We start from the raw sequence: 23,881 nt of genomic DNA, 5'->3' as shown, positions 1-23,881 counted from the left end.
CTCCGACCGGGTGGGGTGTGAACGGTGTTCCGCGCGGCACGGGCCGCGGGCGGCGGGGTGCTGCCTAGCCTGCCCCGATGTCGATGATCCGATTTTGGACGACGGGTTCGCTCGTGGCGGCGTCCGCCGCCGCGCTGCTGGCCCTGGCCCCGGCACCCGCCCTGGCCCGTGAGGTGCCGGCCGGCCCCCGGAGCACGTCCGCCGTGCTCAGGGACGTGGCCGACGGGCTTCGGGCGGCCGCCGCCGTGCCCGCCTACGCCTGCGCCAAGGACCAGTGGCCGTGGGGCTGCGTCGCCGAGTGCGAGAGCAGCGGGAACTGGCACATCAACAGCGGCAACGGCTTCTACGGCGGGCTCCAGTTCTGGCACCCGACCTGGGTCGGGCACGGCGGACTGCGGTACGCGCCCCGGGCCGACCTGGCGACCCGCCCCCAGCAGATCGCCGTGGCCGAGGAGGTGCTCCGCACCCAGGGCTGGGGGGCCTGGCCGGTCTGCTCGAAGCGGTACGGGCTGAGCGGGCGGGCGCACGTCGTCCAGCCCGGTGACACCCTCAGCTCCATCGCCCGCCGCTTCGCGGTCAAGGGCGGCTGGAAGGCGCTGTACGCGGCGAACCGGAGCCTCGTGGGGCCCGATCCGAACCGGGTGGTCGTCGGGACGATGCTGCGCATCGCCCCGCTGTGACGGGGCGCGGGGCCGTCACCCCAGCTCGGCCGGCTCGCCGCTGAACGCGAGCGAGCCGCGCCGCAGCTCGTGCACGAGGGTCCCGGGCGGCAGCCCGTCCGGGACCCGCTGCTCCGCCAGGACCAGGGCGGCGCCGCCCTCCGTGGCGAGTGCGGACAGCGCGCGGTACGTGCGGGCGGCGACCGGCGGGGCCAGGCCGAGCGACGGCTCGTCGACCAGCACCACGCGCGCGTGATGGGGGAGCCGAAGGGCTCGGGAGAGGGCCAGCATGCGGCGCTCGCCGCCGGAGAGGGTCCCGGCGGTGCGGTGGAGGAGGGGGACGAGCTCGGCGTACGGGGGCCGGGCCCCGGGAGACGTGAGCGCGAGGTTCTCGGCGACGGTGAGGCCCGCGTACACCGCCTGCAGGTCCGGTACGAAGCACAGCCCGCGGCGGGCGCGTTCGTGCGCGGGGAGGCGGGTCGCGTCGGCGCCCCGCCACAGGACCCGGCCGGCGGAGAGGCGCACCGTGCCGGCGAGGGCGCGCAGCACCGTCGTCCGTCCGGAGCCGTTGCGGCCCAGGAGGACGGTGACCGTGCCGGCCGGGACGGGCAGGTCCAGGCCGTGCAGGGCCTCCAGGGGGCCGTAGCGGACCCGGGCGGCGCACAGGGCGATCTCGACGCTCATGACACGATCCGGCCGCCTTCCATGGTGTGCACGGTGTGGGCGATGCCCGCGACGAGATCCGGGTCGTGCTCGACGACCAGGACGGTCAGGCCGTCGGCGGCCAGCGCGGCGAGGACCCGGGCGAGCGCGGCCGTCTCTGCGGCGTCGAGACCGGCGGCGGGCTCGTCCAGGAGCAGGGTGTGCGGCTGCCCGGCGAGCGCCCGCGCCAGTTCGACCCGGCGCAGGGTCCCGGTGGGCAGGTCCGCCGCCGTGGCGTGCCGTACGGAGCCCGCGAGGCCGAGGAGCCGGAGGCTCCGCTCGACCGCGGCGGGGTCCGTGCGGACGTGGCCCTGCTCCTCGCCGAGGCGGACGTTCTCCTCGACGGTGAGGGACGGGAAGACGGCGAGGCGCTGGAAGGTCCGGGCGATGCCGAGGCGGGTGCGGGCGTGGGCCGAGCGGTGGGTGATGTCGGCGCCGTCGAGGGTGATCCGGCCCTCGCGGGGGCGGAGGGTGCCGGCGAGGCAGTCGAAGAGGGTGCTCTTGCCGGCGCCGTTGGGGCCGACGAGGGCGGTGATGCGGGAGGGGGCGAGGTCGAGGGTGACGCGGTCGAGGGCGGTGACCCCGCCGGGGTGGGTGAGCGTGAGCGCGTGGGCGTGGAGGCGGGGGACGGGCGCGGGGGCCTGGGCGACGCCGGGCGGGCGGGGGCGCGTCCGGTCCTCGGGGCCACCCGTCCGACCGGGGCGTCCCCGCGTGGCGCGGGCGGCGGCGGGCCGGTCGGCGCGCGTCCGGTCCTCGGGGGCCCCGGCCCGAACGGGGCGCCCCCGCGTGGCGTGCGCGGGGGCCTCGGCGTCCGCGGGTGGGCGGGCCTCCCGCGGGAGCAGGTCCGTCAGCGGCGGGATCCTGCCCGTCAGAGTGGCCAGGAGGCCCAGCGCCAGGGCCGCCGTGCCCGCGTACGCGCCCGCGTCCAGGGTCGTCAGGAGGGCCGCGGCCGCCAGCGGGGTCAGCAGGCTGTCCGCGCCCAGGACCATCACCGCGGCGAACCACAGCAGGCCGCGGACCGGGTCGTACGCCTCCGGGTCGAAGGCGCGCAGGCCCATGCCGAGCAGGCCGCCGCCCAGGGCCGCCAGGGCCGCGCCCAGCACGAACGCGAGGAGCTTCAGGCCGGGGACCGCGACGCCCGCCGCCTCCGCGCCCGGCTCGTGGTCCCGCAGCGCCGCGAGCGCCCGGCCCGTACGGCCCCGGCGGAGCGCCGCCACCAGGGCCAGGCAGCCCGCGAGGACGAGGAGCTCGAGGGCGTAGAAGGCCCGGTCGCCGCCGAAGCCCGCCGGGCGGCCGAGGGACAGGCCGGCCGTGGCGTACGGCTGGACGAGGACGAAGCGGCTCACCGCGACGCCCGTCGCCAGGGTCACGAGCGCCAGCGCCAGGCCGTGGCGGCGGATCGCCGGCCAGGCCGTGAGCAGGCCCGCCGCCGCCACCAGCGGCACCGCGAGGGCGAGGGCCGGGAGGCCCGGGACCCCGCGTGCCGTGAGCAGCGCCGTGAACAGGGCGCCCAGGCCCGCGTACGCCGCCTGCCCGAGCGCGATCTGGCCGCCCCGGCCCGCCACCACGACCAGGGAAAGGAGGATCACCGCGAGCGCCGGGACCTGGATCGCGGTGTGCAGGTCCGCGCCCGCGAAGCCGAGCGGGAGCAGGAACAGCACGCCCACGACGAGCCACCAGGCCCCCGGCACCCGACCCTGGCGCACCGGCGGCGGCAGGGCGTCCCGGCCTTTGCCGCCGATGCCCGGCAGGACGAGCGCGGCGACCAGGAGCGCCACCACGAACAGGTTCGCCCCGACCGCCTGGACCAGTGGCCCCGCCCATCCCTCCGGGTGCAGCCGGGTGAGCTGGGCCTGGGCGACGCCGAGGGCGAGCGCGGCGAGCACGGCGACCGGCAGGGACCGCATCCGGGCGATGACGGCGACCGCGATCACCTCGACGACGAGCAGCGGCATCCCGTACGGGTCGAGCCGTACGTACGGGGCGAGGAGCACCCCGGTGAGCCCGGCGGTGAAGGAGCCGAAGGCCCAGCCGGCCGCCGCGACCCGGTCCGCGTCGATGCCGGAGAGCACGGCGAGCGGACGGTTGTCGACCACGGCCCGCAGCTCCCGCCCGAAGCGGGTCCACCGGGTCACCGCCCCCACCAGGCAGGCGAGGGCCACCACCGCGCCGAGCTGGGCCCAGGGATCGTCACCGAGGAGGACGGGCACGTCGTCGCGTGCCCCCGGCCCCCACAGCAGCACTGCCGCGCCGACGAGCAGGACGAAGACGCCGATGGAGGCCACCAGGGTCCGCGCCGGTCCGGCCTCCCGCCGGGCGAGCGGCCGGAACACCCCGACGTCCAGGACGAGGCCGATGCCGGGGGCGACGACGAGAAGGGTGACGAGGGCGCCCGCCGGCAGCGGCCAACCCCAGACGACCACCAGCTGGCGGAGCACGTACGCGCAGATCATGGCCACCGCGCCGTGCGCCAGGTTCAGGACGCCGGTCGCCCGGTAGGTGACGATCAGCCCGATGCCGGTGAGCGCGGCGGCGCTGCCCACCGCGAGGCCGGCGAGCGTCAGCTCGTACGTCAGGGAGGTCATCAGGGCGGCCACGGCTCGCACACCGGGCAGGGGGCCAGGGCCGCGTCCCCCGCCTCCGTCGCCCCCGGTCTGCCCGCGACCAGGGGGCAGTCGGGGCGGTGGGCGAGCGTTCCGCCCGGGACGCGGAGCGGCGGGCCGTCGGAGGAGGGCGGGGGAGTCTCCTCCGCCACGGGGCCGCTCCCTGCCGGGCCCGCCACGGGGCCGCTCCCCGCCACGCCTGCCACGGGGCCGCCCACCGCCCCGGAAGCGTCCTCCGCCGTCTCCCGGCGGTGCGGTCGTTCCGGCGGGCGTACGGGAAGCGCGTACGCCGCCACCACGAGGACCGCGCCCGCGACGATCAGGGCCGTGCCCGGCGCCGTGCACGAGGCCAGATAGGGCAGCTGCCGCTCCGCGAACCGCTCGCCGGAGATCCCGTACCAGCCGAGCACGCACAGCACCGCGCCCCCGGCGGCCGCCACGAGGCCGCTCCACAGCAGGATCCGGGATGTCGGCACGGCGCCCTTCCTCGTCTCTTCCTCACGCTATGCCCTGATCTTGCACTATGCCCCGATACGTACCACTCTGGAGGCGTCGGACCGTACGGCCCGCAGGGACACCCGGTGGTGAGCCACATGGTTTACGCACGACTCGGCCGACGCCCCCGGCTCGCCGCCGTCGCGGCCGCCGCCGTCCTGGCCCTCACCCCCGTCCTCGCCGGCTGCTCCGACGACGGCGCCGGCGGCGGCGAGGGCCGCGCCGACGGCACCGAGACCGCCACCGCGACCACCGCGCCCGCCGCCGACGAACCCGAGGACCCCGTCGCCGCCAAGGCGGAGATCACCAGGAACTGGACGGCGTTCTTCGACCCCGCCACCCCTGCCGCCGAGCGGGTGGGGCTCCTGGAGGACGGGGAGCGGATGCAGGAGGTCCTCGGCGCCTTCGGCGGCGACAAGAACGCCGCCATGACCTCGGCGAAGGTCACCGGCGTCGAGTTCACCTCCGCCACCGAGGCCAACGTGACGTACGACCTGCTCGTCGGCGGCAACCCCGCGCTGACCGGCTCGCAGGGCACGTCCGTCCTCCAGAACGACACCTGGAAGGTCACCGTGAAGACGCTGTGCGGCCTGGTCCAGCTGAGCGGTGTCACCGTTCCGGGCTGCTGAGGCGGGAGCGGCGCTGCTCCTGGGCCTGCTGCTGATCCTGCTCACGGCCTGCGGCAGCCGGCTCCCTGAGCGCGCCTTCGAGACGCGGCCCACCGCCCACCCCTCCGGCGGTGAGCCGCTCCGCGTCGGGATCATCACCAGCGTCACCAGCCCCGTCGGCGGACAGGCCTTCACGGGCACCCGCGACGGAGCCCGCGCCTACTTCGACGCCCTCAACGCGCGCGGCGGCCTGGACGGGCGCCGGATCGAGGTCGAGACCTGCGACGACGGCGGCAGCGGTGTCGGCAACAACGCGTGCGTGCACCGGCTGGTCGACGAGCGCCGGGTCTTCGCCCTGGTCGCCACCACCGCCCTCGACTACGCGGGCGCGCCCCTCGTCTCCCGGGCCGGCGTCCCCGACGTCGGCGGCCAGCCGCTCACCCCCGCGTACGACACCTATCCCCACCTGTACGGGATCTACGGCAGCTCCGCCCCGCGCACCGGGAAGGAGCCCGGCTGGGGCGGGGTCCTGTACGGCGGGACCGAGGTCTACCGCTGGTTCGCCCGGGAGAAGGGGGCGCGGACCGCCGCCGTCGTCTCCTACAACCAGAGCGCGTCCGCCGCGTACGCCCGTCTCGTCACCCGGGGGCTGCGCGCCGAGGGCTACCGGGTCGTCGAGGAGCAGGTGGACTTCGCCCTGCCCAACTTCCGCGCGGTCGCCGCCGACCTGCGGGCCCAGCACGTCGACGTCCTCTTCGACGCCATGGACACCCACGGCAACGTCCGCCTGTGCGAGGCGATGGAGTCCCTGGGCGTACGGGTCGACGCCAAGGTCACCAACGTGCAGAACTGGTCCTCGTCCGTCGCCCGCGACTACGCCCGCGCGCCCGGCTGCCGGGACGCACTCTGGGTGACCGGCGCGAGCCGCAACCACCAGGACACCGGACACCCGGCGGTCCGCGAGTTCCGGGCGGCGATGGGGGACCGGCCGCTGTCGCAGTGGCAGCTGGAGGGCTGGGCGGCGGCGATGTGGTTCACCGACGCGGCCCGTTCCTGCCTCGCCGCGGGCGGGGGCGACGGCGGCGCGGGCCGGAACGACGGCGGCGCGGACGGTGGCGGCGGCGGGAACGGCGGCGCGGGGGGCGACGGCGGCGTGAGCAGCGGCGCCGCGGGTGACGGGCTCACCCGCGCGTGCGTGGAGGCGTACCTGAACCGCCCGGAGGCGTACACCGCGCGGGGGCTGCTGCTCCCCGTCCGCTACGAACACCTCGCGCGACCGCCCGCGACCAGGAACACCTGCCTGTCCGTGGCCCGTTGGCAGGACGGCCGTGGCTGGGTGAGCCAGGGCGAGATGACGGAGAACTGCGCGACCGTGCCCCAGCTCGGCTACCGCCCCTGACCCTCCCCGGCTACAGGGCGTGAACGGCCGCCCCTCCACCGGCAGTACAGTCGGACGACCGATCAACTGACCGGGGGGAACCGGCAGCGCGATGCGTATCTCCTTTCTGCTCCACAACGGCTACCACTACGGCGGCACGATCCGGACGACGTTCACCCTCGCCGAGGAACTGGCGAGACGTCATGAGGTCGAGATCGTCTCGGTGTTCCGCCACCGCGACCGCCCCCTCCTCGGCCTGCCCTCCGGGGTGACCCTGCGCCACCTCGTCGACCTGCGCAAGGACAGCCCCGGATACGACGGCGACCACCCCGACCTCCACCGGCCCGCCGAGGTCTTCCCGCGCGGCGACGGACGCTGGAAGCAGTACAGCGCGCTCACCGACGCCCGGATCGGGGAGCACCTGGGCGGCGTCGAGGCGGACGTCCTCGTCGGCACCCGCCCCGGGCTCAACGTGCAGCTCGTCCGGCAGGCCCGGCGGGGGCCGGTCCTCGTCGGGCAGGAGCACCTGATCCTCGACGGCCACCCGTTCCGGCTGCGCCGGGACATCGGCCACGAGTACGCGCTCCTCGACGCCGTCACCACCGTCACCGAGGCGGACGCCCGCGCCTACCGGAAGCTCGGGCTGCCCGGCGTACGCGTCGAGTCCGTGCCCAACAGCGTGCCCGCGCCCGCCGGACCGCCCGCCGACCCCGCGGCGAAGACCGTCGTCGCGGCGGGCCGGCTCACCCGCGTCAAGCGGTACGACCTGCTGATCGACGCCTTCGCCGAGGTGGCCGCCGACCACCCCGGCTGGCAGCTGCGGATCTACGGCAGCGGGGACGCGGTCCAGAACCTCAAGGGCCCGCTGACCCGGCAGATCGCGGACCGGGGCCTCGGCGGGCAGGTCTTCCTGATGGGTTCGGCGACCCCGCTGGAACCGGAGCTGGCCAAGGGCTCGATCGCCGCGGTGACCTCGCAGCGCGAGTCCTTCGGCATGACCATCGTCGAGGCGATGCGCTGCGGACTCCCGGTGGTCTCCACCGACTGCCCGCACGGGCCGGGCGAGATCATCGAGGACGGGGTCGACGGCTTCCTGGTGCCGGTCGACGACACGGCGGCGTTCGCCCGGGCGCTGCGCCGGCTCGTCGAGGACGACGAGCTGCGGGCCGAGGCGGCACGGGCGGCGCTCGACGCCTCCGAGCGGTTCGACCCGGTCCGGATCGCCGCGCGGCACGAGGAACTGTGGACGGAGCTCGTCGAACGGGGCGCGAGCCTGCGCACCCACGCGCCGGGCCGGGCGGCGCGGCACGCCGGGACCGGTCGCGTGATCGACGCGGTCTACGCACTGAAGGCGCGGGCCGGCCGGCTCGTCCGCCGCTTCCGCTGACCGAAGGGAAGCTCCCGGACCGCCCGCGCATCGAGGACAGAAGTCGTCCGCGAGGGCTGGCAGACTCGGGGCCATGTTGGAGACCTCCGCACGGCTCTTGCGTCTGCTCTCGCTGCTCCAGGCCCACCGCGAGTGGTCCGGTGCCGACCTCGCCGACCGGCTCGGGGTCACGTCCCGCACGGTACGGCGGGACGTGGACCGGCTCCGCGAGCTCGGCTATCCGGTCAACGCCAGCCCCGGTACCGGCGGCGGGTACCAGCTGGGCGCCGGGGCCGAACTGCCGCCGCTGCTCCTCGACGACGAGGAGGCCGTGGCGGTCGCCGTCGGCCTGCGCGCCGCCGCCGGGCAGGGGGTCGAGGGCATCGGCGAGAGTTCCGTACGGGCCCTGGCCAAGCTGGAGCAGGTGCTTCCCGGGCGGCTGCGGCGCCGGGTGAGCGCCCTGAACGCCTTCACCGTCCCGATGCTGCGCACCCCGCGCGAGCGCATCGACCCGGCCGTCCTCACCGAACTCGCCAACGCCTGCCGGGACACCGAGCGGCTGCGCTTCGCGTACCGGGACCACGGCGGGGCCACCACCCGCAGGAACGTCGAGCCGCACCGCCTGGTCTGCAGCGAGCGCCGCTGGTACCTGGTCGCCTGGGATGTGGACCGGGCCGACTGGCGCACCTTCCGCGCCGACCGGATCGAGCCGACGCCGCCGCACGGGCCCCGCTTCCCGCCCCGCGAGCCGCCCGCCGAGGATCTGGCCGCCTATGTCGCGAAGGGGGTGTCCACCGCCGCGTACGCGACCGAGGCGACCATCCGGCTGCATGTGCCGCTCGCCGAGGCGGCCGCGGCCGTCGGTGCGGCCGACGGCGTCCTGACGGCGGACGGGGAGGACGCCTGCCTGCTCAGGACCGGGGCGCACAGCCTCGACGTGATGGTGATCCACGTGTCGCTGATCGGCTTCGAGTTCGAGGTGCTCGACCCGCCGGAGCTGGTCGACCGGGTGCGGGCGCTCAGGGACCTGCTGTCCCGGTCCCTCGATCGGTCCCTCGACCGGTCGGCTCCGGTTCCGGCGGAGGGCTCGTGATCCGCATCCGCTCGTAGGCCGCGAACTCGGGGTGGTGCAGGTCGAAGGCGGGCGCCTCGGAGCGGATCCGGGGGACGGAGTCGAAGTTGTGCCGGGGCGGCGGGCACGAGGTGGCCCACTCGAGGGAGCGGCCGAAGCCCCAGGGGTCGTCGACCTCGACCTTCGGCGCGTACAGCGTGGTCCGCCACACGTTGTAGAGGAACGGCAGGGTGGACGCGCCGAGCAGGAAGGCGCCGATGGTGGAGACGGTGTTGAGGGCGGTGAAGCCGTCCGCCTGCAGGTAGTCGGCGTACCGCCGGGGCATGCCCTCGGCGCCGAGCCAGTGCTGCACCAGGAAGGTCAGGTGGAAGCCGACGAAGAGGGTCCAGAAGTGGATCTTCCCGAGCCGCTCGTCGAGCATCCGGCCGGTGAACTTGGGCCACCAGAAGGTGAAGCCGGCGAAGGTCGCGAAGACGACCGTGCCGAAGACCGTGTAGTGGAAGTGGGCGACCACGAAGTACGAGTCGGTGACCGGGAAGTCCATCGGCGGCGAGGCGAGGATGACGCCGGTGAGGCCGCCGAAGAGGAACGACACCAGGAAGCCGACGCACCACAGCATCGGGGTCTCGAAGGAGAGCGAGCCCCGCAGCATGGTCCCGGTCCAGTTGAAGAACTTCACCCCGGTGGGGACCGCGATGAGGAACGAGAGCAGCGAGAAGAACGGCAGCAGCACCGCGCCGGTCGCGAACATGTGGTGGGCCCAGACGACCACCGAGAGGCCGGTGATGGCCATGGTGGCGGCGATCAGCGTGGTGTAGCCGAAGATCGGCTTCCGGGCGAAGACGGGGATGATCTCGCTGACGATCCCGAAGAACGGCAGCGCGATGATGTAGACCTCGGGGTGGCCGAAGAACCAGAACAGGTGCTGCCAGAGCAGCGCGCCGCCGTTCTCGGGCTGGAAGACCACCGAGCCGAGGCGGCGGTCCGCCTCCAGGACGAGCAGGGCCGCGGCGAGCACGGGGAAGGCGACGATCACCAGGACCGCCGTGAACAGCACGTTCCAGGTGAAGATCGGCATCCGGAACATGGTCATGCCGGGCGCCCGCATCCCGATGATGGTCGCGAGGAAGTTCACCGAGGTCAGGATGGTGCCGAAGCCGGAGAGCGCGAGCCCCGTGATCCACAGGTCGACGCCGGCGCCGGGGGACCGCTCCAGGCTGTTGAGCGGGGCGTAGGCGGTCCAGCCGAAGGCGGCCGGACCGGTCGGGGTGAGCAGCGAGCCGATCACCATCAGGCTGCCGAGGAGGAACAGCCAGTACGAGAACATGTTGAGCCGCGGGAAGGCGACGTCGGGGGAGCCGATCTGCAGCGGCACCAGCTCGTTGGCGAAGCCGGCGAAGGTCGGCGTCGCGAAGAGCAGCAGCATGATCGTGCCGTGCAGGGTGAAGGCCTGGTTGTACTCCTGGTTCGTGAGCAGCTGGAGTCCCGGGCGGGCCAGCTCGGCCCGCATGAGCATCGCCATCAGCCCGGCGACGAGGAAGAAGACGAACGCGGTCACCAGGTAGAGGTGGCCGATCTTCTTGTGGTCGGTGGTGGTGAGCCAGTCGATCAGGACGCGGCCGTGCCGCTCGCGGCTCGATTCGACGGTCGCGGTCGCTGTCCCGTTGCCCATCCGCTGCCTCCGCTCCGCGGTCGCCCCGGCTCCGCCTCTCCCGGCGTTCGGACAGCGTAAGCATTGTGTAAGGGAAGAGTGAGCGGCTCGCGTGCGCGTCGCCGAGACAATTCGGGACGGGCGGAGCGGGAAGAGCCGAATTACCGGCGTCCTATCGGCACTTCGGGGCCCTTGGTGCGAACTGCCGGACGGCCTTCGGAATTGCTGGAGAAACGGCCGGAATCCATGTCGTGGAGTGACGTGGATCATGCCAAACATATGTCGAGAACTTGTGACACAAGCGTGACCGCCAAGGGACTAACGTGAGGGCTATGGCACCCACATCGCGCACTCCCGAACCGCCCCGCGACGCCCCCGAGTCCTATGTGGGCCTCGACGCGGAAGGCGCCGCACGGCTCGCCAGGACGCGGGGCTGGAGCACCGTGAGGTCGCTCCAGCCCGGCTCGATCATCACGATGGAGTACCTCGCGGGACGCATCAACTTCGAGGTCGAGGACGGCACGGTCACCCGCTGCTGGCACGGCTGAGACGGAAGGACCCCGCCCCGGGAGGCACGGAAGGACCTCGCCCGGGACAGCGGGACAGACGGAAGGGCGGGGGCGTCGAGCGCCCCGCCCCGGACGTACGGAAGGGCCCCGGCCGATTCGTCGGCCGGGGCCCTTCCGTCTGCGTGGGGGCGGTGGCCCGCGGTCAGCCGCGGGTCGCCGGGGCGCGCCCGCCGGCCACTCCCGCACGGGTCGCAGGAGCGCGGCCGCCGGCCACTCCGGACGGCCCGCGGGCCGGCTCCTCGGCCCCGGGCGGACGCTGCGGGAAGTACCCCGGGCGGGGTCCTCCGGAGGCCACGGGGAGCGAGGGAACCAGACGGCGACGGTCCCGGAGCCGGTCCCGCACCCGGTCGCGCAGGGCGAGGATCCAGGACTCCGCCACGGCGAGGACCGGCTCGCACCAGGGCAGGGCGAGCAGGATCAGCAGCCCGGCGGCCCAGCCGAGGAGGACGTCGCTCAGCCAGTGCGTGCCCAGGTAGACCGTGGTGAGTCCGACGCCGAGCGCGACCACGGCGGAGAGCGCCGAGAGGTAGCGCCTGGCCCTCGGGGTGGTCGCCAGATAGGCGAGGATGCCCCAGGTCACGACCGCGTTGGCGGTGTGACCCGAGGGGAATATGTCGCCGCCCGCGAAGAGCTCGGCCGAGCCGACCTCGGTCGCGTAGTGGGGTCCGAGACGGCCGAGCCCGAGCTTGACCGCGCCGACCGTGACGTTGAGCAGCAGGAGCGCGGCGCCGAGGCAGAGCAGGGGGCGCAGGGTGTGCTGGCGCCACGAGCGCCAGCCCAGCCAGGCGGCCACCATCACGGCCGTGGGGCCGCGCTGGCCGAGGACGACGTAGTAGTCGAGGAAGCCGTGGATCTCCGGCCACTGCTGATAGGGCCGGAAGAGCATGATCTTCCAGTCGAGGGTCACCAGCCACGTCGAGAGCAGCACGGCGACGACCATGGCGAGATAGAACGCCGACGTCCCGCCGAAGAGGGCGAGACGCGTGCGGGTCATCCGCGGGACCTCTATCTTCGGCGGTTCCGGCTCCCGGTCCAGCCGGGCAAAGATGTCGGTACGCACCCAATCGACGTTACAGGGAGTGAGAAGCAGACCCGGTCGTTCCCGTCTGTTCGTGATGTTGATGTGATGTGGAGTAGGTCTCAGTCGGTGGCCTATTCCCGGCGTCCGTCGGGAAATCCGATGACCTTCCGCCCTATTGTCGCGAGGCCGTTTCCGGAAGCGTGTTTGAACGCGCGGAAATTGCTTCAAACGGGTGTCCGTACGGAATTCCATGCGACGCGCGAGCCGCCCCGAGTGGCGTACGCCACACCGCGCGGCCCGCCGGGGTGAGAGCTGCACCACGCGCTCGGGCCCCGGTCTCGCGTACGCTGACGGCTCACTCGCCCGTCGATGCCGGGCCGCTCAGGGGGCATAAGCCCTGGTCGGGGCCCGCCGAGCGCGAGAGCTTCACTGGGAGGTACGTACATGTCGCGGACGAACACGGCCCCAGCACGACCCCGTGCCGCAGCCGACGGCGGAGCCAACCGCTGGGTCGTCCTCGTCGTCCTCTGCGTCAGCCTTCTCGTGGTCGCCCTCGACGCGACGATCCTCCATGTCGCGATCCCCTCGCTCACCGAGGACCTGCGCCCCAGCTCCACCTCGCTGCTCTGGATCGTCGACGCCTATCCACTGATCTGCGCCTCGCTCCTGATCCTCTTCGGCACGCTCGGGGACCGGGTCGGCCGGCGCAGAGTCCTGCTCCTCGGCTACGCGCTGTTCGGCATCGCCTCCGCGGTTGCCGCGCTCGCCACCGAACCGTCGGTCCTCATCGGAGCCCGGGTGCTGCTCGGCGTCGGCGGCGCCATGATCATGCCCGCCACGCTCTCCATCCTCCGGGCGGTCTTCCCCGACCGGCGGGAGCGCGCCACCGCCATCGGCATCTGGACGGCGGTCGCCGCGATAGGCGCCGCCACCGGGCCGGTGCTCGGCGGCTTCCTCGTCGAGCACTACTGGTGGGGCTCCGTCTTCCTCATCAACATTCCGCTGATGGCGCTGATCCTGCCGCTCGGCCGCCGCCTCCTCCCCGAGTCCCGGGGAGCCGCCGACGGACCCTGGGACGTGCTCGGCGCGCTCATGGCCGCCGCCGGTGTGCTCGGCTGCGTCCTCGGGGTCAAGCGCGCCGGTGCCGGCGAACCGCTCCTCGCGCTCCCGACCGCCGGGCCCCTGCTGCTCGGCGCCGCGCTCCTCGTCCTCTTCGTCCGGCGCCAGCGGCGACGGCCCCACCCGCTGATCGACATGGGGCTGTTCTCCCGGGCCGCCTTCACGACCTCGGTCGGCTGCATCGTGCTCGCGATGCTGGCCCTGGTCGGCCTGCAGCTCATCGCCGTCCAGTACCTCCAGCTGGTCATCGGCCTCAGTCCGCTGGAGACCGGGCTGCGGCTGCTGCCGCTCACCTTCGCCGCCATGGCCGCCGGCGCCACCGGCTCGTACACCCTGCGCAGGATCGGACCGCGCCGGATGGTCTGCTGGGGCTTCGTCCTCACCGCGGCGGCCGTGCTGCTGCTCACCTTCATGGGGCAGCACGACCGGCCGCTGCTGCTCACGGTGGGCTTCGTGCTGCTCGGCTTCGGCCTGCAGACCACGCTCTTCTCGGCGTACGAGTCGATGCTGAGCGAGGCCCCGCAGCGGAGCGCGGGAGCCGCGGCCTCGATCGGCGAGACCTCGTACCAGCTCGGCGCCGGCATGGGCACGGCCCTGCTCGGCAGCGTGATGAACGCGGCGTACGCCCCCGGGCTCGCGGCCGTCCCCGGGGTGCCCGCGGAGGCCGGCCGGGCCGCCGCGAACTCGCTCGGCGAGGCCTACCAGGTCGCCGACTCGCTCGGCGGGGCGGCCGGCGACGCGCTGTACCGGGCCGCCCGGCACGCCTTCGTGGACGGGCTGCACATCACGCTCTTCGTGAGCGCGGGACTGCTGCTGATCGGCGCGGCGATGGCCCGGCGCCTGCCCCGGGTGATGGAGTGCCCGGTGGATCCGGAGGAGGCGGTGTCCGAGGCCGTGTCCGAGGCCGTGTCCGAGGCCGTCCCTGAGGCGGTGCTGCCGAAGCCGGCTCCGTCGGAGGCGGCCGGGTCCGAGCCGGTCCGGCCCGCGCCGGTGCCGTCGAGGCCGGTGGGGGCCGTGCGGTCCCCGGAGCCGTCCGAGGCGCGGGAGCACGCCGACCCGTCCGGGCCGCGGGTGCCCGCGACCCGGGAAGCGATCGAGCCCGCCGGCTCGGGGCGTCAGGCGCACTGACCCGATCCCTCGGGGGTGCCCGGCCGGCCGGCGGACTCGCTCAGCTCTGGTTGAAGAAACCGTCCTGCTGGCGGCGGCCCGTCTCGCCGGTGACGATCTGGGTGTCGGCCGGGGTCAGCAGGAAGACCCGCGTCGCCACGCGCTCGATCGAACCGCGCAGACCGAAGGCGAGACCGGCGGCGAAGTCGACGACGCGCTTGGCGTCGTTCGGCTCCATGGCGGTCAGGTTCACGATGACCGGAACGCCGTCCCGGAAGAGCTCGCCGATGCCCCTGGCGTCCCGGAAGCCGTCGGGGGAGACGGTGGCGATCCGCCGGCCCCGGTCCTCGGCGGTGTCCGTGGCCACCCGGACCCGGGGGTCCGTCACCCAGGCGTCGCCGCCCTCGGCACCGTCGGCGTACTCGTCGTCGTAGTAACGCTCGTCGTTGTCCTCGACGAGGCCCAGCCAGGCACTCGCCTTGCGCACCGATCCCATGGACGCCTCCTTTCACGCGGTCACTTGTGGTTCCGCATTTCCCTATCGTCCTTCATGATGCGGATCGCGCGCCAAGTGGATAGTCGGCGCGCAGGGGATTCGTGACGGTACTGGTGCAGAACGTGAGCACCGTTTCCTGGCGATTCGTCAGGAAACTTGCGGTATGCGGGGCCTGGGGGAGGGCCATGCAGCTGAAAATATGAAAGTCGGGCCACAAGGGTGACGGTGGGCGCGTACGGGTGAACGGGCCCGGTCGCTACGATGCCGCGAGGCCGTCCGGCGGTCCATAGCCCGGCCCAGATTCACGACTCACGGGGGAGTCCATGTTCGGAATCGTCAGACCCTGCACCCACCGGCTCACCGACAGGCTCAAGACCGAGTGGATGGCCCATCTCTGCGGCCTCTGCCTGGCACTTCGCGCCGACCACGGCCAGTTCGCCCGGGTCGTCACCAACTACGACGGGCTCATCGTCTCGGTCCTGACGGAGGCTCAGACCGGCGTCACGGAGGCGGGCCGCCGCACGGCCGGGCCCTGCGCGCTGCGCGCCATGCGGACCGCCCCCGTGGCCCGGGGCGAGGGCGCCCGGCTCGCCGCCGCCGTCTCGCTCGTCCTCGCCTCGGCGAAGGTACGCGACCACGTCGCCGACCGGGACGGGCTGTTGGCCCGCCGGCCCGCCGCCGCGGCGGCCCGCCGCGTCGCCCGTTCCTGGGACAGGGCGGGAGCCAGGACGGGCCGGTCCCTCGGCTTCGACACCGCCGTCCTCGTCGACGCCGTCGACCGCCAGACCGGGATCGAGGCCCTCGCCGGACCCGGCACCCCCCTGCTCACCGTCACCGAACCGACCGAGACCGCCACCGCGGCCGCCTTCGCGCACACCGCCGTCCTCGCCGGACGGCCAGGGAACGCCGAGCCGCTCGCCGAGGCGGGCCGGCTCTTCGGGCGCCTCGCGCACCTCCTCGACGCCGTCGAGGACCAGACCGCCGACGCGGAGAAGGGCGCCTGGAACCCGCTCACCGCGACCGGCACCTCCCGAGAGGAGGCCCGCCGGCTCGCCGACGACGCCCTGCACGGCATCCGCCTCGCGCTGAAGGACGCCGAGTTCGCCGACGGCAAGCTGGCCCACGTCCTGCTCGCCCACGAGCTGCGCACCTCGGTGGACCGCGCCTTCGGCACGACGACCTGCGCGCACGGGGCACCTGGGGCGGGACAGGGCATACCGGGCGGCCAGGGTCAGGGCCATGCCCACGGACCCGCCGGTCACGCCCACGGCGCCCACGGTCCGGTGCCCGGCAACCCGTACGCGCCCGGACCCGGCGGCCCGGGCGGTCCCTACGCCCCCGGCCCCGGCGGTCCCGGCGGCCCCGGCGGGCCGTTCCCGCCCGGGCCGCCGAACCGGCGCGGTCTGATCGCCGGATGCGCCCTGTGGGTGGGCCTCGCCTGCACCTGCCAGATGTGCTGCGGGACGTTCGAGGACCCCTGGAGCCGCCAGCGGCGCGAGGGCCTCTGCCAGCAGTGCGACCCCGGCAGCTGCTGCGACTGCTGCGACTGCTGCAGCAACTGCTCCTCCTGCTGCGAGGGGGACGGCTGCTGCGGGGACTGCAGCTGCGGCTGCGACTGCTGACACCCCGTCGGACGCCCGGACGACCGGGCGTCCAGGCGTCCGGGCGCCCGGGCGTCCGGGGGCGCCGCCGCTACTTCTTCGGCGCCGGGATCTCCGGCGGGGAGATCTGCGACGTGGCGATGCCCGACCCCGTCACACCCCACTTCCGCAGGATCCTGTCGTACGTCCCGTCCGCCTTCAGGCCGTTCACCGCGGCCTGGAAGGCGGGCGCGAGCGGCGTGCCCTTCTTGAAGGCGAAGCCGACGTCGAGCCGCCGGTACTCGTTGAGGAACTTCACGTTCTTCTGCTGCGTCACCGCGTACCGCACCCCGTTGATCGTGTTCATCACGACATCGCTGCGGCCCTGCTGGAGCGACATCCAGATCGCCCCGGTCTCGCTGTAGACGTTCACCTCGTAGGGCTTCCTGCCCGCCTCCGCGCACCGGCCCTTGTTCTGCTCCAGGGTCCGCTCGAAGGTGGTGCCCGCGTTCACGGCCACCTTCAGACCGCACAGCTGCGTGAGGTCGGTGACCGCCTTCAGCGGGCTGTCCGCGCGGCTCGCGAAGCCCTGGCCGTCGTTGATGTACGTCACGAAGTCGATGGCCTTGCGCCGCTCCTCGGTCACGCCGAAGTTGCCGGTGCCGACGTCGTACTTGCCGCTGCCGAGCGCCGGCAGGATCGCCTCGAACCCGACCACCTCGCGCTTGAGCTCCAGACCGAGGGCCTTCGCCACGGCGGCGGCGAAGTCGGCGTCGACCCCCACGACCGTCTTCCCGTCGGGCAGGTACGCCGAGCTCGGCGGGGTGGCGACGGACGAGGCGATCGTGAAGCTGCCCCGCTGCCGTACGTCGGCGGGCAGCAGCTTCGCCGCCGCCTCGTTCCTCTTCACCGCCGACACCACGTCCTCCGTCGGGAGCGCGCCCTTCGCGGCCCCCGGCGCCCCCGAGGCACCGGCCGGGGCCGTCGCGGGATCGCCGCCCGCGCAGGCGGTCAGGCCGAGGGCGGCGCCGGTGATCAGGGCGAAGACGAGGGCGGTGCGTGCGGTGCCGGGACGCGTGCGCGTGGTCATGGCTTCGGGTTCTCCAGGAGTTTCTCGAACGGCAGCGGGCCGATCGACTCGGGATCGGCGGACACGTCGAAGAGCGGGCGGTAGCCGCTCGCCAGATAGAGGCCCCTGGCCTCCGGCTGACGCGGTCCGGTCGTGAGGTAGAGGCGGGAGTAGCCGCGGGCGGCGGCCTCCCGTTCGAGCACGGTCAGGACCCGGCGGGCGAGTCCGCGCCTGCGGTGCGCCGAGTGGGTCCAGATCCGCTTCAGTTCGGCGGTGTCGTCGTCGTAGCGGCGGTAGGCGCCGCCCGCCACCGGCCGGCCCTGCTCGAGGAGGAGCAGGAAGGCGCCGTGGGGCGGGGTGAACTCCTCCGCCGGGTAGCGGCTCAGATCGTGCGCGGAGCCGTACCGGGTCGTGTACTCGTACGCCAGCTCGTCGAGGAGCGGGCGCGCCAGAGGGTCGGTGGTCGTGGTCCGGTGCACGGACAACGCGAAGGTCATGACGGCCCTTCAGGACGAAGGAGAGCGGCCCTTCAGGACGAGGGAGGGCGGCGCGGCGGAGCGAGGGGAGGGGAGAGCCCAGGCACCACGAAGGGCCTGGATGTGAAGGCGCCGCGGGAGACAGCACGCGGACGGGGCGGAGCCGGCGGCCGGCTCACCGTGCAGAGGGTCGGCTCAACAGGAGGAGGACCACACGCGACCGAAGTCGATGTGGGAGCGCGTGACCAGCTGCGGCGAATGCATGGCCACAGTGGAACAGGCATCCGTTCCCGCGTCAACCGCGATGAGACGTACGGCTCACAGTGCGGACACCCTTGACAACGGGGCCTGTTGACCGCATAGCCTCGAAGGGCGGATCGGTGCTGAGGGGCCCGGTTCCGTGCTCACCGCGTGTGAAGGCGCACCCCGTGTTCGATCCGCCTCTGGCATCCACGGAGTCTTCGTATGTCCGCGACCCTGGTCAAAACCCCCTCCACGGCCCCACCGGCCGAACCACCGCCCCGCATCGTCCCCGCCCGCCGCGCCGGGCAGTGGACCGCCGCGGCCCTCGTGCTCGTCCTGCTCGCCCTCGGCCTGGTCTCGGTCGTCCGCAACAAGGCCTTCCAGTGGGACGTGGTCGCCGAGTACTTCACCTCCGCGTCCGTCCTGCGCGGGCTCGGCCTCACCCTGTGGCTGACCGCCCTCGTCATGGCGCTCGGCTTCGTCCTCGGCACCCTGCTCGCGGTCCTCAGGCTCTCCGCCAACCCCGTCCTGCGCGCGGTGAGCTGGGGATACGTGTGGTTCTTCAGGTCCACCCCGATCCTGGTCCAGCTGCTCTTCTGGTTCAACATCGGCGCGCTCTACCCGCAGATCCTCGGCGTCAGCACGGTCAACCTCCTCGGCCCCGTGTCCGTCGCCGTCATCGGCCTCACCCTGCACGAGGCCGCCTACGCCGCCGAGGTGGTGCGCGGCGGCATCCTCTCCGTCGACCGCGGCCAGCTCGAGGCCGCCCAGTCCCTCGGCCTCGGCCGCTGGCGCCGGCTCTCCCGGATCGTGCTGCCGCAGGCCATGAAGGCGATCGTCCCGCCGGCCGGGAACATGCTCATCGGCACCCTCAAGGGCACCTCGATCGTCTCCGTGATCGCCGTCCAGGACCTGCTGTACTCGACCCAGCTCATCTACCACCGCACGTACGAGGTCATCCCGCTGCTGCTCGTGGCCACGCTCTGGTACGTCGCCGTCACCTCCGTCCTCAGCCTCGGCCAGCACTACGTCGAGCGCCACTACGCCCGCGGTACGGCGGGTGCGCGATGAGCACCCACGCCTCGATCGTGATCGTGGGCGCCGGTCCGCGGGGGACCGGCTTCCTCGAACGGCTCGCCGCCAACCTGCCCGAGCTGTACGGCGACCGCCCGCTCGACCTCCACCTCGTCGACCCGCACCCGCCGGGCCCCGGCCGCATCTGGCGCACCGCACAGTCCCCGCTGCTCTGGATGAACTCCCGGGCCGAGGACGTCACCATGTTCACCGACGAGACCGTCGACCTGACCGGCCCCGTCCGCCCCGGCCCCACCATCGCCGAATGGGCCGGCATCGAGGGCCGGTCCTTCCCCACCCGACCCCAGCAGGGCGCCTATCTGCGCTGGGTGTTCGAGCGGGCCCGGGCCGCGCTGCCCGCCTCCGTGACCGTCCACGAGCACCGCACCAGCGCCCTGCGGATCGCGGGCCCCCGGGAGGGGCGCCAGCGCGTCTGGCTCGAGGGCTCCGCCGAACCGCTCCTCGCCGACCTCGTCGTCCTCACCGTCGGCCACCTGGACGCCGAACCCGACCCGGAGCAGCGGGCCCTCGCCGGCTTCGCCGCCCGCCACGACCTCGTCCACCTGCCGCCCGACTTCACCGCCGACACCGACCTGACCGCCCTGCCCGCCGGCGAGGCCGTCCTCGTCCGCGGCTTCGGGCTCGCCTTCGTCGACCTGATGGTGCTGCTCACCGAGGGCCGCGGCGGACGGTACGAGGGCGAGGGCGACGCGCTGGTCTACGTACCCTCCGGCAAGGAACCCGTGCTGCACGTCGGATCGCGCCGGGGCGTCCCGTACCACTCCAAGCTCGGCTACGCCCTCGAAGGCGAACGGCCCCCGCTGCCCCGGTTCTTCGGACCCGAGCAGACCGACGCCCTGCTGCGCGGGACCGGGCCGATCGACTTCCGGCGCGACGTCTGGCCGCTGGTCGACAAGGAGCTCGGCTGGGCCCACTACCACCGGCTCTTCTCCACCCACCCCGAGCGCACCGCGCAAGCCCTGGACGACTTCGAGCGGGCCTACGCGGCCGCCCCGCCGCGCGGCCCCGAACTCGCCGCCGCCGTCGCCGCGGCCGTCCCCGACCCGGCCGACCGGCTCGACCTGGACGCCCTCGACCACCCCCTGGACGGCGTCCGCTTCGCCTCGAAGGAGGCCCTCCAGCACGGTCTGCGCGCCTACATCACCGACGACCTCACCCGCCGGCACGACCCCTCCCACAGCTCCGACGCCGCCGTCTTCGCCGGCCTGCTCTCCGTCTACGGGCAGCTCCTCCGGCTCGGAAACCGCGTCGACACCGGCGACTGGTGGCACGGCTTCTTCAGCTACCTCGCCTCCGGGCCGCCCGGCCCCCGGCTGCGCCAGCTCCTGGCCCTCTCCCGGGCCGGCGTCGTCCGCTTCCTCGGCCCGCAGGTCACCGTCGAGGCCGACGAGGAGCGCGGGGTCTTCCGGGCCGCGTCCGCCGCCGTACCGGGGGAGTGGACCGAGGCACGCGCCCTGGTCGAGGCCCGGCTCCCCGACCCCACCCTCGAACTCACCAGCAGCCCCCTCCTGCGCGCCCTGCACGAGGAGGGTGCCAGGGCCACCGTCAGCGGCCTCCTCGTCGTCGACCCCGTCGACGGCCGGGTCCTCGACGCCGACGGACGCCCGCACCCGCGCCGCTTCGCGCTCGGTCCGCACACCACGGCGCGGACCGACAGCGCCTTCACCCGGCCCCGTACCGGCGGGGTCGCCTTCCGGCAGAACGACGTCACCGCGCGGGCGGCCCTGACGTTCCTGCGCGACCGGGCGTGTCTCCCGGCGCCGCTGAGCGCCTGACCCCTTCTCCGCACCCTCCCGCCGCCCGACCCCTTTCCGAGGAACCGCCATGTCTCTCACCAGCGATCCGCCCGTCACCAGAGCCGTCCAGAAGGAACCCGCGGCGGGCCCCGAGCTCGTGGTCGTCCCCGTGCGGCACCCCTGGCGCTGGGCGGCCGTCGTCGTCACCGCCGTCCTGCTCGTCCAGTTCGTCCACGGGCTCGTCACCAACCCCGGCTGGGAGTGGGACGTCTTCGCCGCCTTCTTCACCACCGAGACGGTCCTCCGGGCCGTCTGGGTCACCCTCCAGCTCACCTTCTACGGCACCGCCCTCGGCTTCGCGATCGGCATCGTGCTCGCCTTCATGCGCCTGTCGGACAGCCCGTTCCTGCGGTCCGTCGCGTTCGGCTACATCTGGGCCTTCCGCTCGATCCCGCTCATCGTCCAGCTGCTCTTCTGGTTCAACCTCGCCTATCTCTACAAGGAGCTGAGCATCGGCATCCCGTTCGGGCCGAGCTTCCTCTCCTTCGACACGATGGGCCTGGTCGGCGAGATGAGCGCCGCCGTCCTCGGACTCGCCCTGCACCAGGCGGCCTACGCGGCGGAGATCGTCCGCGGCGGTGTACTCGCCGTGGACGAGGGCCAGTTGCAGGCCGCGGCCTCGCTCGGCATCCCGCGGCTCCGGCAGGTGCGGCGGATCGTCCTGCCGCAGGCGATGCGCTCGATCCTGCCCAACGCCGCCAACGAGATCATCTCGCTCTTCAAGGGCACCTCGATCGTCTCCGTCATGGCGATCGGCGAGCTCTTCTACCAGGTCCAGGTCGTCTACGGCCGCAACGGACGGGTCGTCCCGCTCCTGATGGTCGCCACCGCCTGGTACGTCCTGCTCACCACCGCGCTCTCCGTCGTCCAGCACTACGTCGAACGCCACTACGCGAAGGGGAGCGTCCGATGAGCTCCGTCACCGTCGACCCGCCCGCCGATGCCGCGCCCGTCACCACCGCCAAGGTCGAGATCCGGGCCGTCCACAAGAACTTCGGCCCCCTCCACGTCCTGCGCGGCATCGACCTCGACGTCCGCGCCGGCGAGGTCACCGTCGTCCTCGGCCCCTCGGGCTCCGGCAAGTCCACCCTGCTGCGGACCATCAACCACCTGGAGAAGGTCGACAGCGGCACCGTCAGCGTCGACGGCACCCTCGTCGGCTACCGCCGCTCCGGCAACAAGCTCTACGAGCTGCGCGAGCGGGACATCCTCAAGCAGCGCACCCGGATCGGCTTCGTCTTCCAGAACTTCCACCTCTTCCCGCACCTCACCGTCCTGGAGAACATCGTCGAGGCCCCCGTCTCGGCCCTGAAGCGCCCCCGCAAGGAGGCCGAGGCCGCGGCGCGGACGCTGCTCGAACGCGTCGGACTCGCCGACAAGGCGGAGGCGTACCCCAAGCAGCTCTCCGGCGGGCAGCAGCAGCGGGTCGCCATCGCCCGCGCGCTCGCCCTCGAACCCGGCCTGCTCCTCTTCGACGAGCCGACCTCCGCGCTCGACCCCGAGCTGGTCGGCGAGGTCCTCGACGTCATCAAGGACCTGGCCGCCTCCGGCACCACCATGATCGTCGTCACCCACGAGATCGGCTTCGCCCGCGAGGTCGCCGACACCGTGGTCTTCATGGACGAGGGCCGGATCGTCGAACAGGGTCCGCCGGCCGAGGTGCTCGACAGCCCCCGCCACGAACGCACCCGCGCCTTCCTCTCCAAGGTCCTCTGACCACCCCCCGGCCCCATCCCTCTCCAAGGTCCTCCGACCACCCACCCACCCGCCCCATCCCTCTCAGGAGTACTGCCATGAAGACCCGCCGCACCGTCCTCGCCGCCCTCGCCTCGCTCACCGCCCTCGGCGTCCTCACCGCCTGCGGCTCGGGTGACGCCGCCCTCGACGCGGCCAAGCCCGAGGCGAAGAAGGCCGCCGACGGCATCAACCTCAGCCCTGAGCAGAACCGCGTCCACACCCCCAAGGTCGACGCACTCGCCGCGAAGCTCCCCGAGGCCGTCCGCAAGAGAGGCACCCTGGTCCTCGGCGTCTCCGCGACGAGCAACCCGCCGCTCGCCTTCCACGCCACCGACGACAAGACGCTGATCGGCGTCGAGGTCGACCTCGCGACCCTGGTCGCCGACGCCCTCGGTCTGAAGCCCGAGTTCAACCCGGTCTCCTGGGAGAACCTCTTCGTCGGCCTGGACAGCGGCAAGTACGACGCCGTCTTCTCCAACGTCACCGTCACCGAGGAGCGCAAGGACAAGTACGACTTCGCCACCTACCGCCTCGACGACCTCGCCTTCGAGGCGAAGAAGGGCTCCGGCTGGACGGTCAAGGGCCCCGAGGACGTGGCGGGCAAGGCGATCGCCGTCGGCTCCGGCACCAACCAGGAGAAGATCCTCGTCGACTGGTCCGCGCAGAACGAGAAGGCAGGCCGCAAGCCGGTCGACATCAAGTACTACCAGAACACCTCGGACTACTACCTGGCGCTCCAGTCCGGCCGGATCGACGGCTACCTGGGCCCCAACCCCGTCGCCGCCTACCACGTGCTCTCCGCCGGACAGACCGAGATCGTCGGCAAGTTCTCCGGCGCGGGCGCCGGACTCCAGGGCAAGATCGCGGCCACCACGAAGAAGGACAGCGGACTCGTCGCCGCCTACGCCGCCGCGATCGACCACATCGTCGAGAACGGCACCTACGCCCAGGTCCTCAAGCGCTGGGGCCTCGACAGCGAGGCCGTGACGAAGTCGGAGATCAACCCGCCCGGGCTGCCCCGCACCAAGAACTGACCGCG

At 73.4% G+C, this 23,881-nt stretch carries 21 protein-coding genes; 13 read left to right on the top strand and 8 right to left on the bottom strand.

Features of this window, described 5'->3' with window-relative positions; genetic code table 11:
* Positions 1–77 precede the first annotated feature (77 nt).
* Complete coding sequence (locus AMK27_RS30625; RefSeq protein WP_073915406.1) at positions 78–680, top strand: LysM peptidoglycan-binding domain-containing protein; 603 nt, start codon at positions 78–80, stop codon at positions 678–680.
* Between the two features lie 15 nt (positions 681–695).
* Here AMK27_RS30625 and AMK27_RS30620 read toward each other — a convergent pair whose 3' ends face one another.
* Genes AMK27_RS30620 through AMK27_RS30610 form a run of 3 tightly spaced genes read right to left on the bottom strand, consistent with a single transcriptional unit; the run spans position 696 to position 4,440 of the window.
* Positions 696–1,343 carry an ATP-binding cassette domain-containing protein gene (locus AMK27_RS30620; protein ID WP_073915403.1) on the bottom strand — a complete coding sequence of 216 codons (648 nt, stop codon included), beginning with the start codon at positions 1,341–1,343 and terminating at the stop codon, positions 696–698.
* On the bottom strand, positions 1,340–3,946 hold the full coding sequence (locus AMK27_RS30615; protein ID WP_073915508.1) for an ABC transporter permease subunit: 2,607 nt from the start codon (positions 3,944–3,946) through the stop codon (positions 1,340–1,342). Before AMK27_RS30615 ends, AMK27_RS30620 begins: the two co-directional genes overlap by 4 nt.
* Positions 3,946–4,440, bottom strand: coding sequence for a hypothetical protein (locus tag AMK27_RS30610; RefSeq protein ID WP_073915400.1), 495 nt, complete (start codon positions 4,438–4,440; stop codon positions 3,946–3,948). Before AMK27_RS30610 ends, AMK27_RS30615 begins: the two co-directional genes overlap by 1 nt.
* A gap of 117 nt (positions 4,441–4,557) precedes the next feature.
* Here AMK27_RS30610 and AMK27_RS30605 point away from each other — a divergent pair, with 117 nt between their 5' ends.
* The 4 genes from AMK27_RS30605 (at position 4,558) to AMK27_RS30590 (ending at position 8,904) form a co-directional block, all read left to right on the top strand.
* On the top strand, positions 4,558–5,088 hold the full coding sequence (locus tag AMK27_RS30605) for a hypothetical protein (RefSeq protein WP_073915397.1): 531 nt from the start codon (positions 4,558–4,560) through the stop codon (positions 5,086–5,088).
* Positions 5,066–6,466 carry an ABC transporter substrate-binding protein gene (locus tag AMK27_RS30600; protein WP_073915393.1) on the top strand — a complete coding sequence of 467 codons (1,401 nt, stop codon included), beginning with the start codon at positions 5,066–5,068 and terminating at the stop codon, positions 6,464–6,466. Before AMK27_RS30605 ends, AMK27_RS30600 begins: the two co-directional genes overlap by 23 nt.
* 91 nt (positions 6,467–6,557) lie before the next feature.
* On the top strand, positions 6,558–7,832 hold the full coding sequence (locus AMK27_RS30595) for a glycosyltransferase (protein ID WP_073915389.1): 1,275 nt from the start codon (positions 6,558–6,560) through the stop codon (positions 7,830–7,832).
* Positions 7,833–7,905: 73 nt separating this feature from the next.
* A complete protein-coding gene (locus AMK27_RS30590) occupies positions 7,906–8,904 on the top strand; it encodes a helix-turn-helix transcriptional regulator (protein ID WP_073915386.1) in 999 nt (332 codons plus the stop codon).
* Here AMK27_RS30590 and ctaD read toward each other — a convergent pair.
* Complete coding sequence (gene ctaD, locus AMK27_RS30585) at positions 8,831–10,555, bottom strand: aa3-type cytochrome oxidase subunit I (protein WP_073915383.1); 1,725 nt, start codon at positions 10,553–10,555, stop codon at positions 8,831–8,833. The genes AMK27_RS30590 and ctaD overlap by 74 nt on opposite strands.
* Before the next feature lie 311 nt (positions 10,556–10,866).
* Between ctaD and AMK27_RS30580 the strand changes: the two genes are divergently transcribed.
* The gene (locus AMK27_RS30580) at positions 10,867–11,082 is read left to right on the top strand and encodes an I78 family peptidase inhibitor (RefSeq protein ID WP_073915380.1); all 216 of its coding nucleotides are present in this window, start codon (positions 10,867–10,869) and stop codon (positions 11,080–11,082) included.
* 163 nt (positions 11,083–11,245) lie between these two features.
* On the opposite strand, the gene AMK27_RS30575 is transcribed toward AMK27_RS30580, so the two are convergent.
* Positions 11,246–12,163 carry a phosphatase PAP2 family protein gene (locus AMK27_RS30575; RefSeq protein WP_073915377.1) on the bottom strand — a complete coding sequence of 306 codons (918 nt, stop codon included), beginning with the start codon at positions 12,161–12,163 and terminating at the stop codon, positions 11,246–11,248.
* A 405-nt stretch (positions 12,164–12,568) separates the two neighbouring features.
* Here AMK27_RS30575 and AMK27_RS30570 point away from each other — a divergent pair, with 405 nt between their 5' ends.
* On the top strand, positions 12,569–14,371 hold the full coding sequence (locus AMK27_RS30570; RefSeq protein ID WP_073915374.1) for an MFS transporter: 1,803 nt from the start codon (positions 12,569–12,571) through the stop codon (positions 14,369–14,371).
* A gap of 40 nt (positions 14,372–14,411) precedes the next feature.
* Here the strand turns inward: AMK27_RS30570 and AMK27_RS30565 are convergent, their stop codons facing one another.
* Positions 14,412–14,846 (bottom strand): cell division protein SepF, encoded by a 435-nt coding sequence (locus AMK27_RS30565; RefSeq protein WP_030315727.1) that lies wholly within the window; start codon positions 14,844–14,846, stop codon positions 14,412–14,414.
* A 323-nt stretch (positions 14,847–15,169) separates the two neighbouring features.
* Here AMK27_RS30565 and AMK27_RS30560 point away from each other — a divergent pair, with 323 nt between their 5' ends.
* Positions 15,170–16,468: a DUF5685 family protein gene (locus tag AMK27_RS30560; RefSeq protein WP_198955962.1), complete on the top strand. Its 1,299-nt coding sequence runs from the start codon at positions 15,170–15,172 to the stop codon at positions 16,466–16,468.
* A 70-nt stretch (positions 16,469–16,538) separates the two neighbouring features.
* Here the strand turns inward: AMK27_RS30560 and AMK27_RS30555 are convergent, their stop codons facing one another.
* A complete protein-coding gene (locus AMK27_RS30555) occupies positions 16,539–17,516 on the bottom strand; it encodes an ABC transporter substrate-binding protein (RefSeq protein WP_073915371.1) in 978 nt (325 codons plus the stop codon).
* On the bottom strand, positions 17,513–17,992 hold the full coding sequence (locus AMK27_RS30550) for a GNAT family N-acetyltransferase (protein WP_073915368.1): 480 nt from the start codon (positions 17,990–17,992) through the stop codon (positions 17,513–17,515). The genes AMK27_RS30555 and AMK27_RS30550 overlap by 4 nt, the downstream gene beginning before the upstream one ends.
* Positions 17,993–18,436: 444 nt before the next feature.
* Between AMK27_RS30550 and AMK27_RS30545 the strand changes: the two genes are divergently transcribed.
* The 5 genes from AMK27_RS30545 to AMK27_RS30525 all read left to right on the top strand — a co-directional run bounded on the left by AMK27_RS30545 (position 18,437) and on the right by AMK27_RS30525 (position 23,876).
* Positions 18,437–19,285, top strand: coding sequence for an amino acid ABC transporter permease (locus AMK27_RS30545; protein WP_073915365.1), 849 nt, complete (start codon positions 18,437–18,439; stop codon positions 19,283–19,285).
* The gene (locus AMK27_RS30540) at positions 19,282–21,084 is read left to right on the top strand and encodes an FAD/NAD(P)-binding protein (protein WP_073915362.1); all 1,803 of its coding nucleotides are present in this window, start codon (positions 19,282–19,284) and stop codon (positions 21,082–21,084) included. Before AMK27_RS30545 ends, AMK27_RS30540 begins: the two co-directional genes overlap by 4 nt.
* Positions 21,085–21,133: 49 nt before the next feature.
* The gene (locus tag AMK27_RS30535; RefSeq protein ID WP_073915359.1) at positions 21,134–22,018 is read left to right on the top strand and encodes an amino acid ABC transporter permease; all 885 of its coding nucleotides are present in this window, start codon (positions 21,134–21,136) and stop codon (positions 22,016–22,018) included.
* Entirely contained in the window at positions 22,015–22,821 is an 807-nt protein-coding gene (locus AMK27_RS30530; protein ID WP_073915356.1) for an amino acid ABC transporter ATP-binding protein, read from the top strand. Before AMK27_RS30535 ends, AMK27_RS30530 begins: the two co-directional genes overlap by 4 nt.
* A 77-nt stretch (positions 22,822–22,898) precedes the next feature.
* A complete protein-coding gene (locus tag AMK27_RS30525; protein ID WP_073915353.1) occupies positions 22,899–23,876 on the top strand; it encodes an ABC transporter substrate-binding protein in 978 nt (325 codons plus the stop codon).
* Positions 23,877–23,881: the final 5 nt, after the last annotated feature.

The sequence above is a fragment of the Streptomyces sp. CB02009 genome (assembly GCF_001905825.1).
Taxonomy (GTDB): domain Bacteria; phylum Actinomycetota; class Actinomycetes; order Streptomycetales; family Streptomycetaceae; genus Streptomyces.
This window is presented reverse-complemented; position numbering and strand designations above follow the sequence as displayed.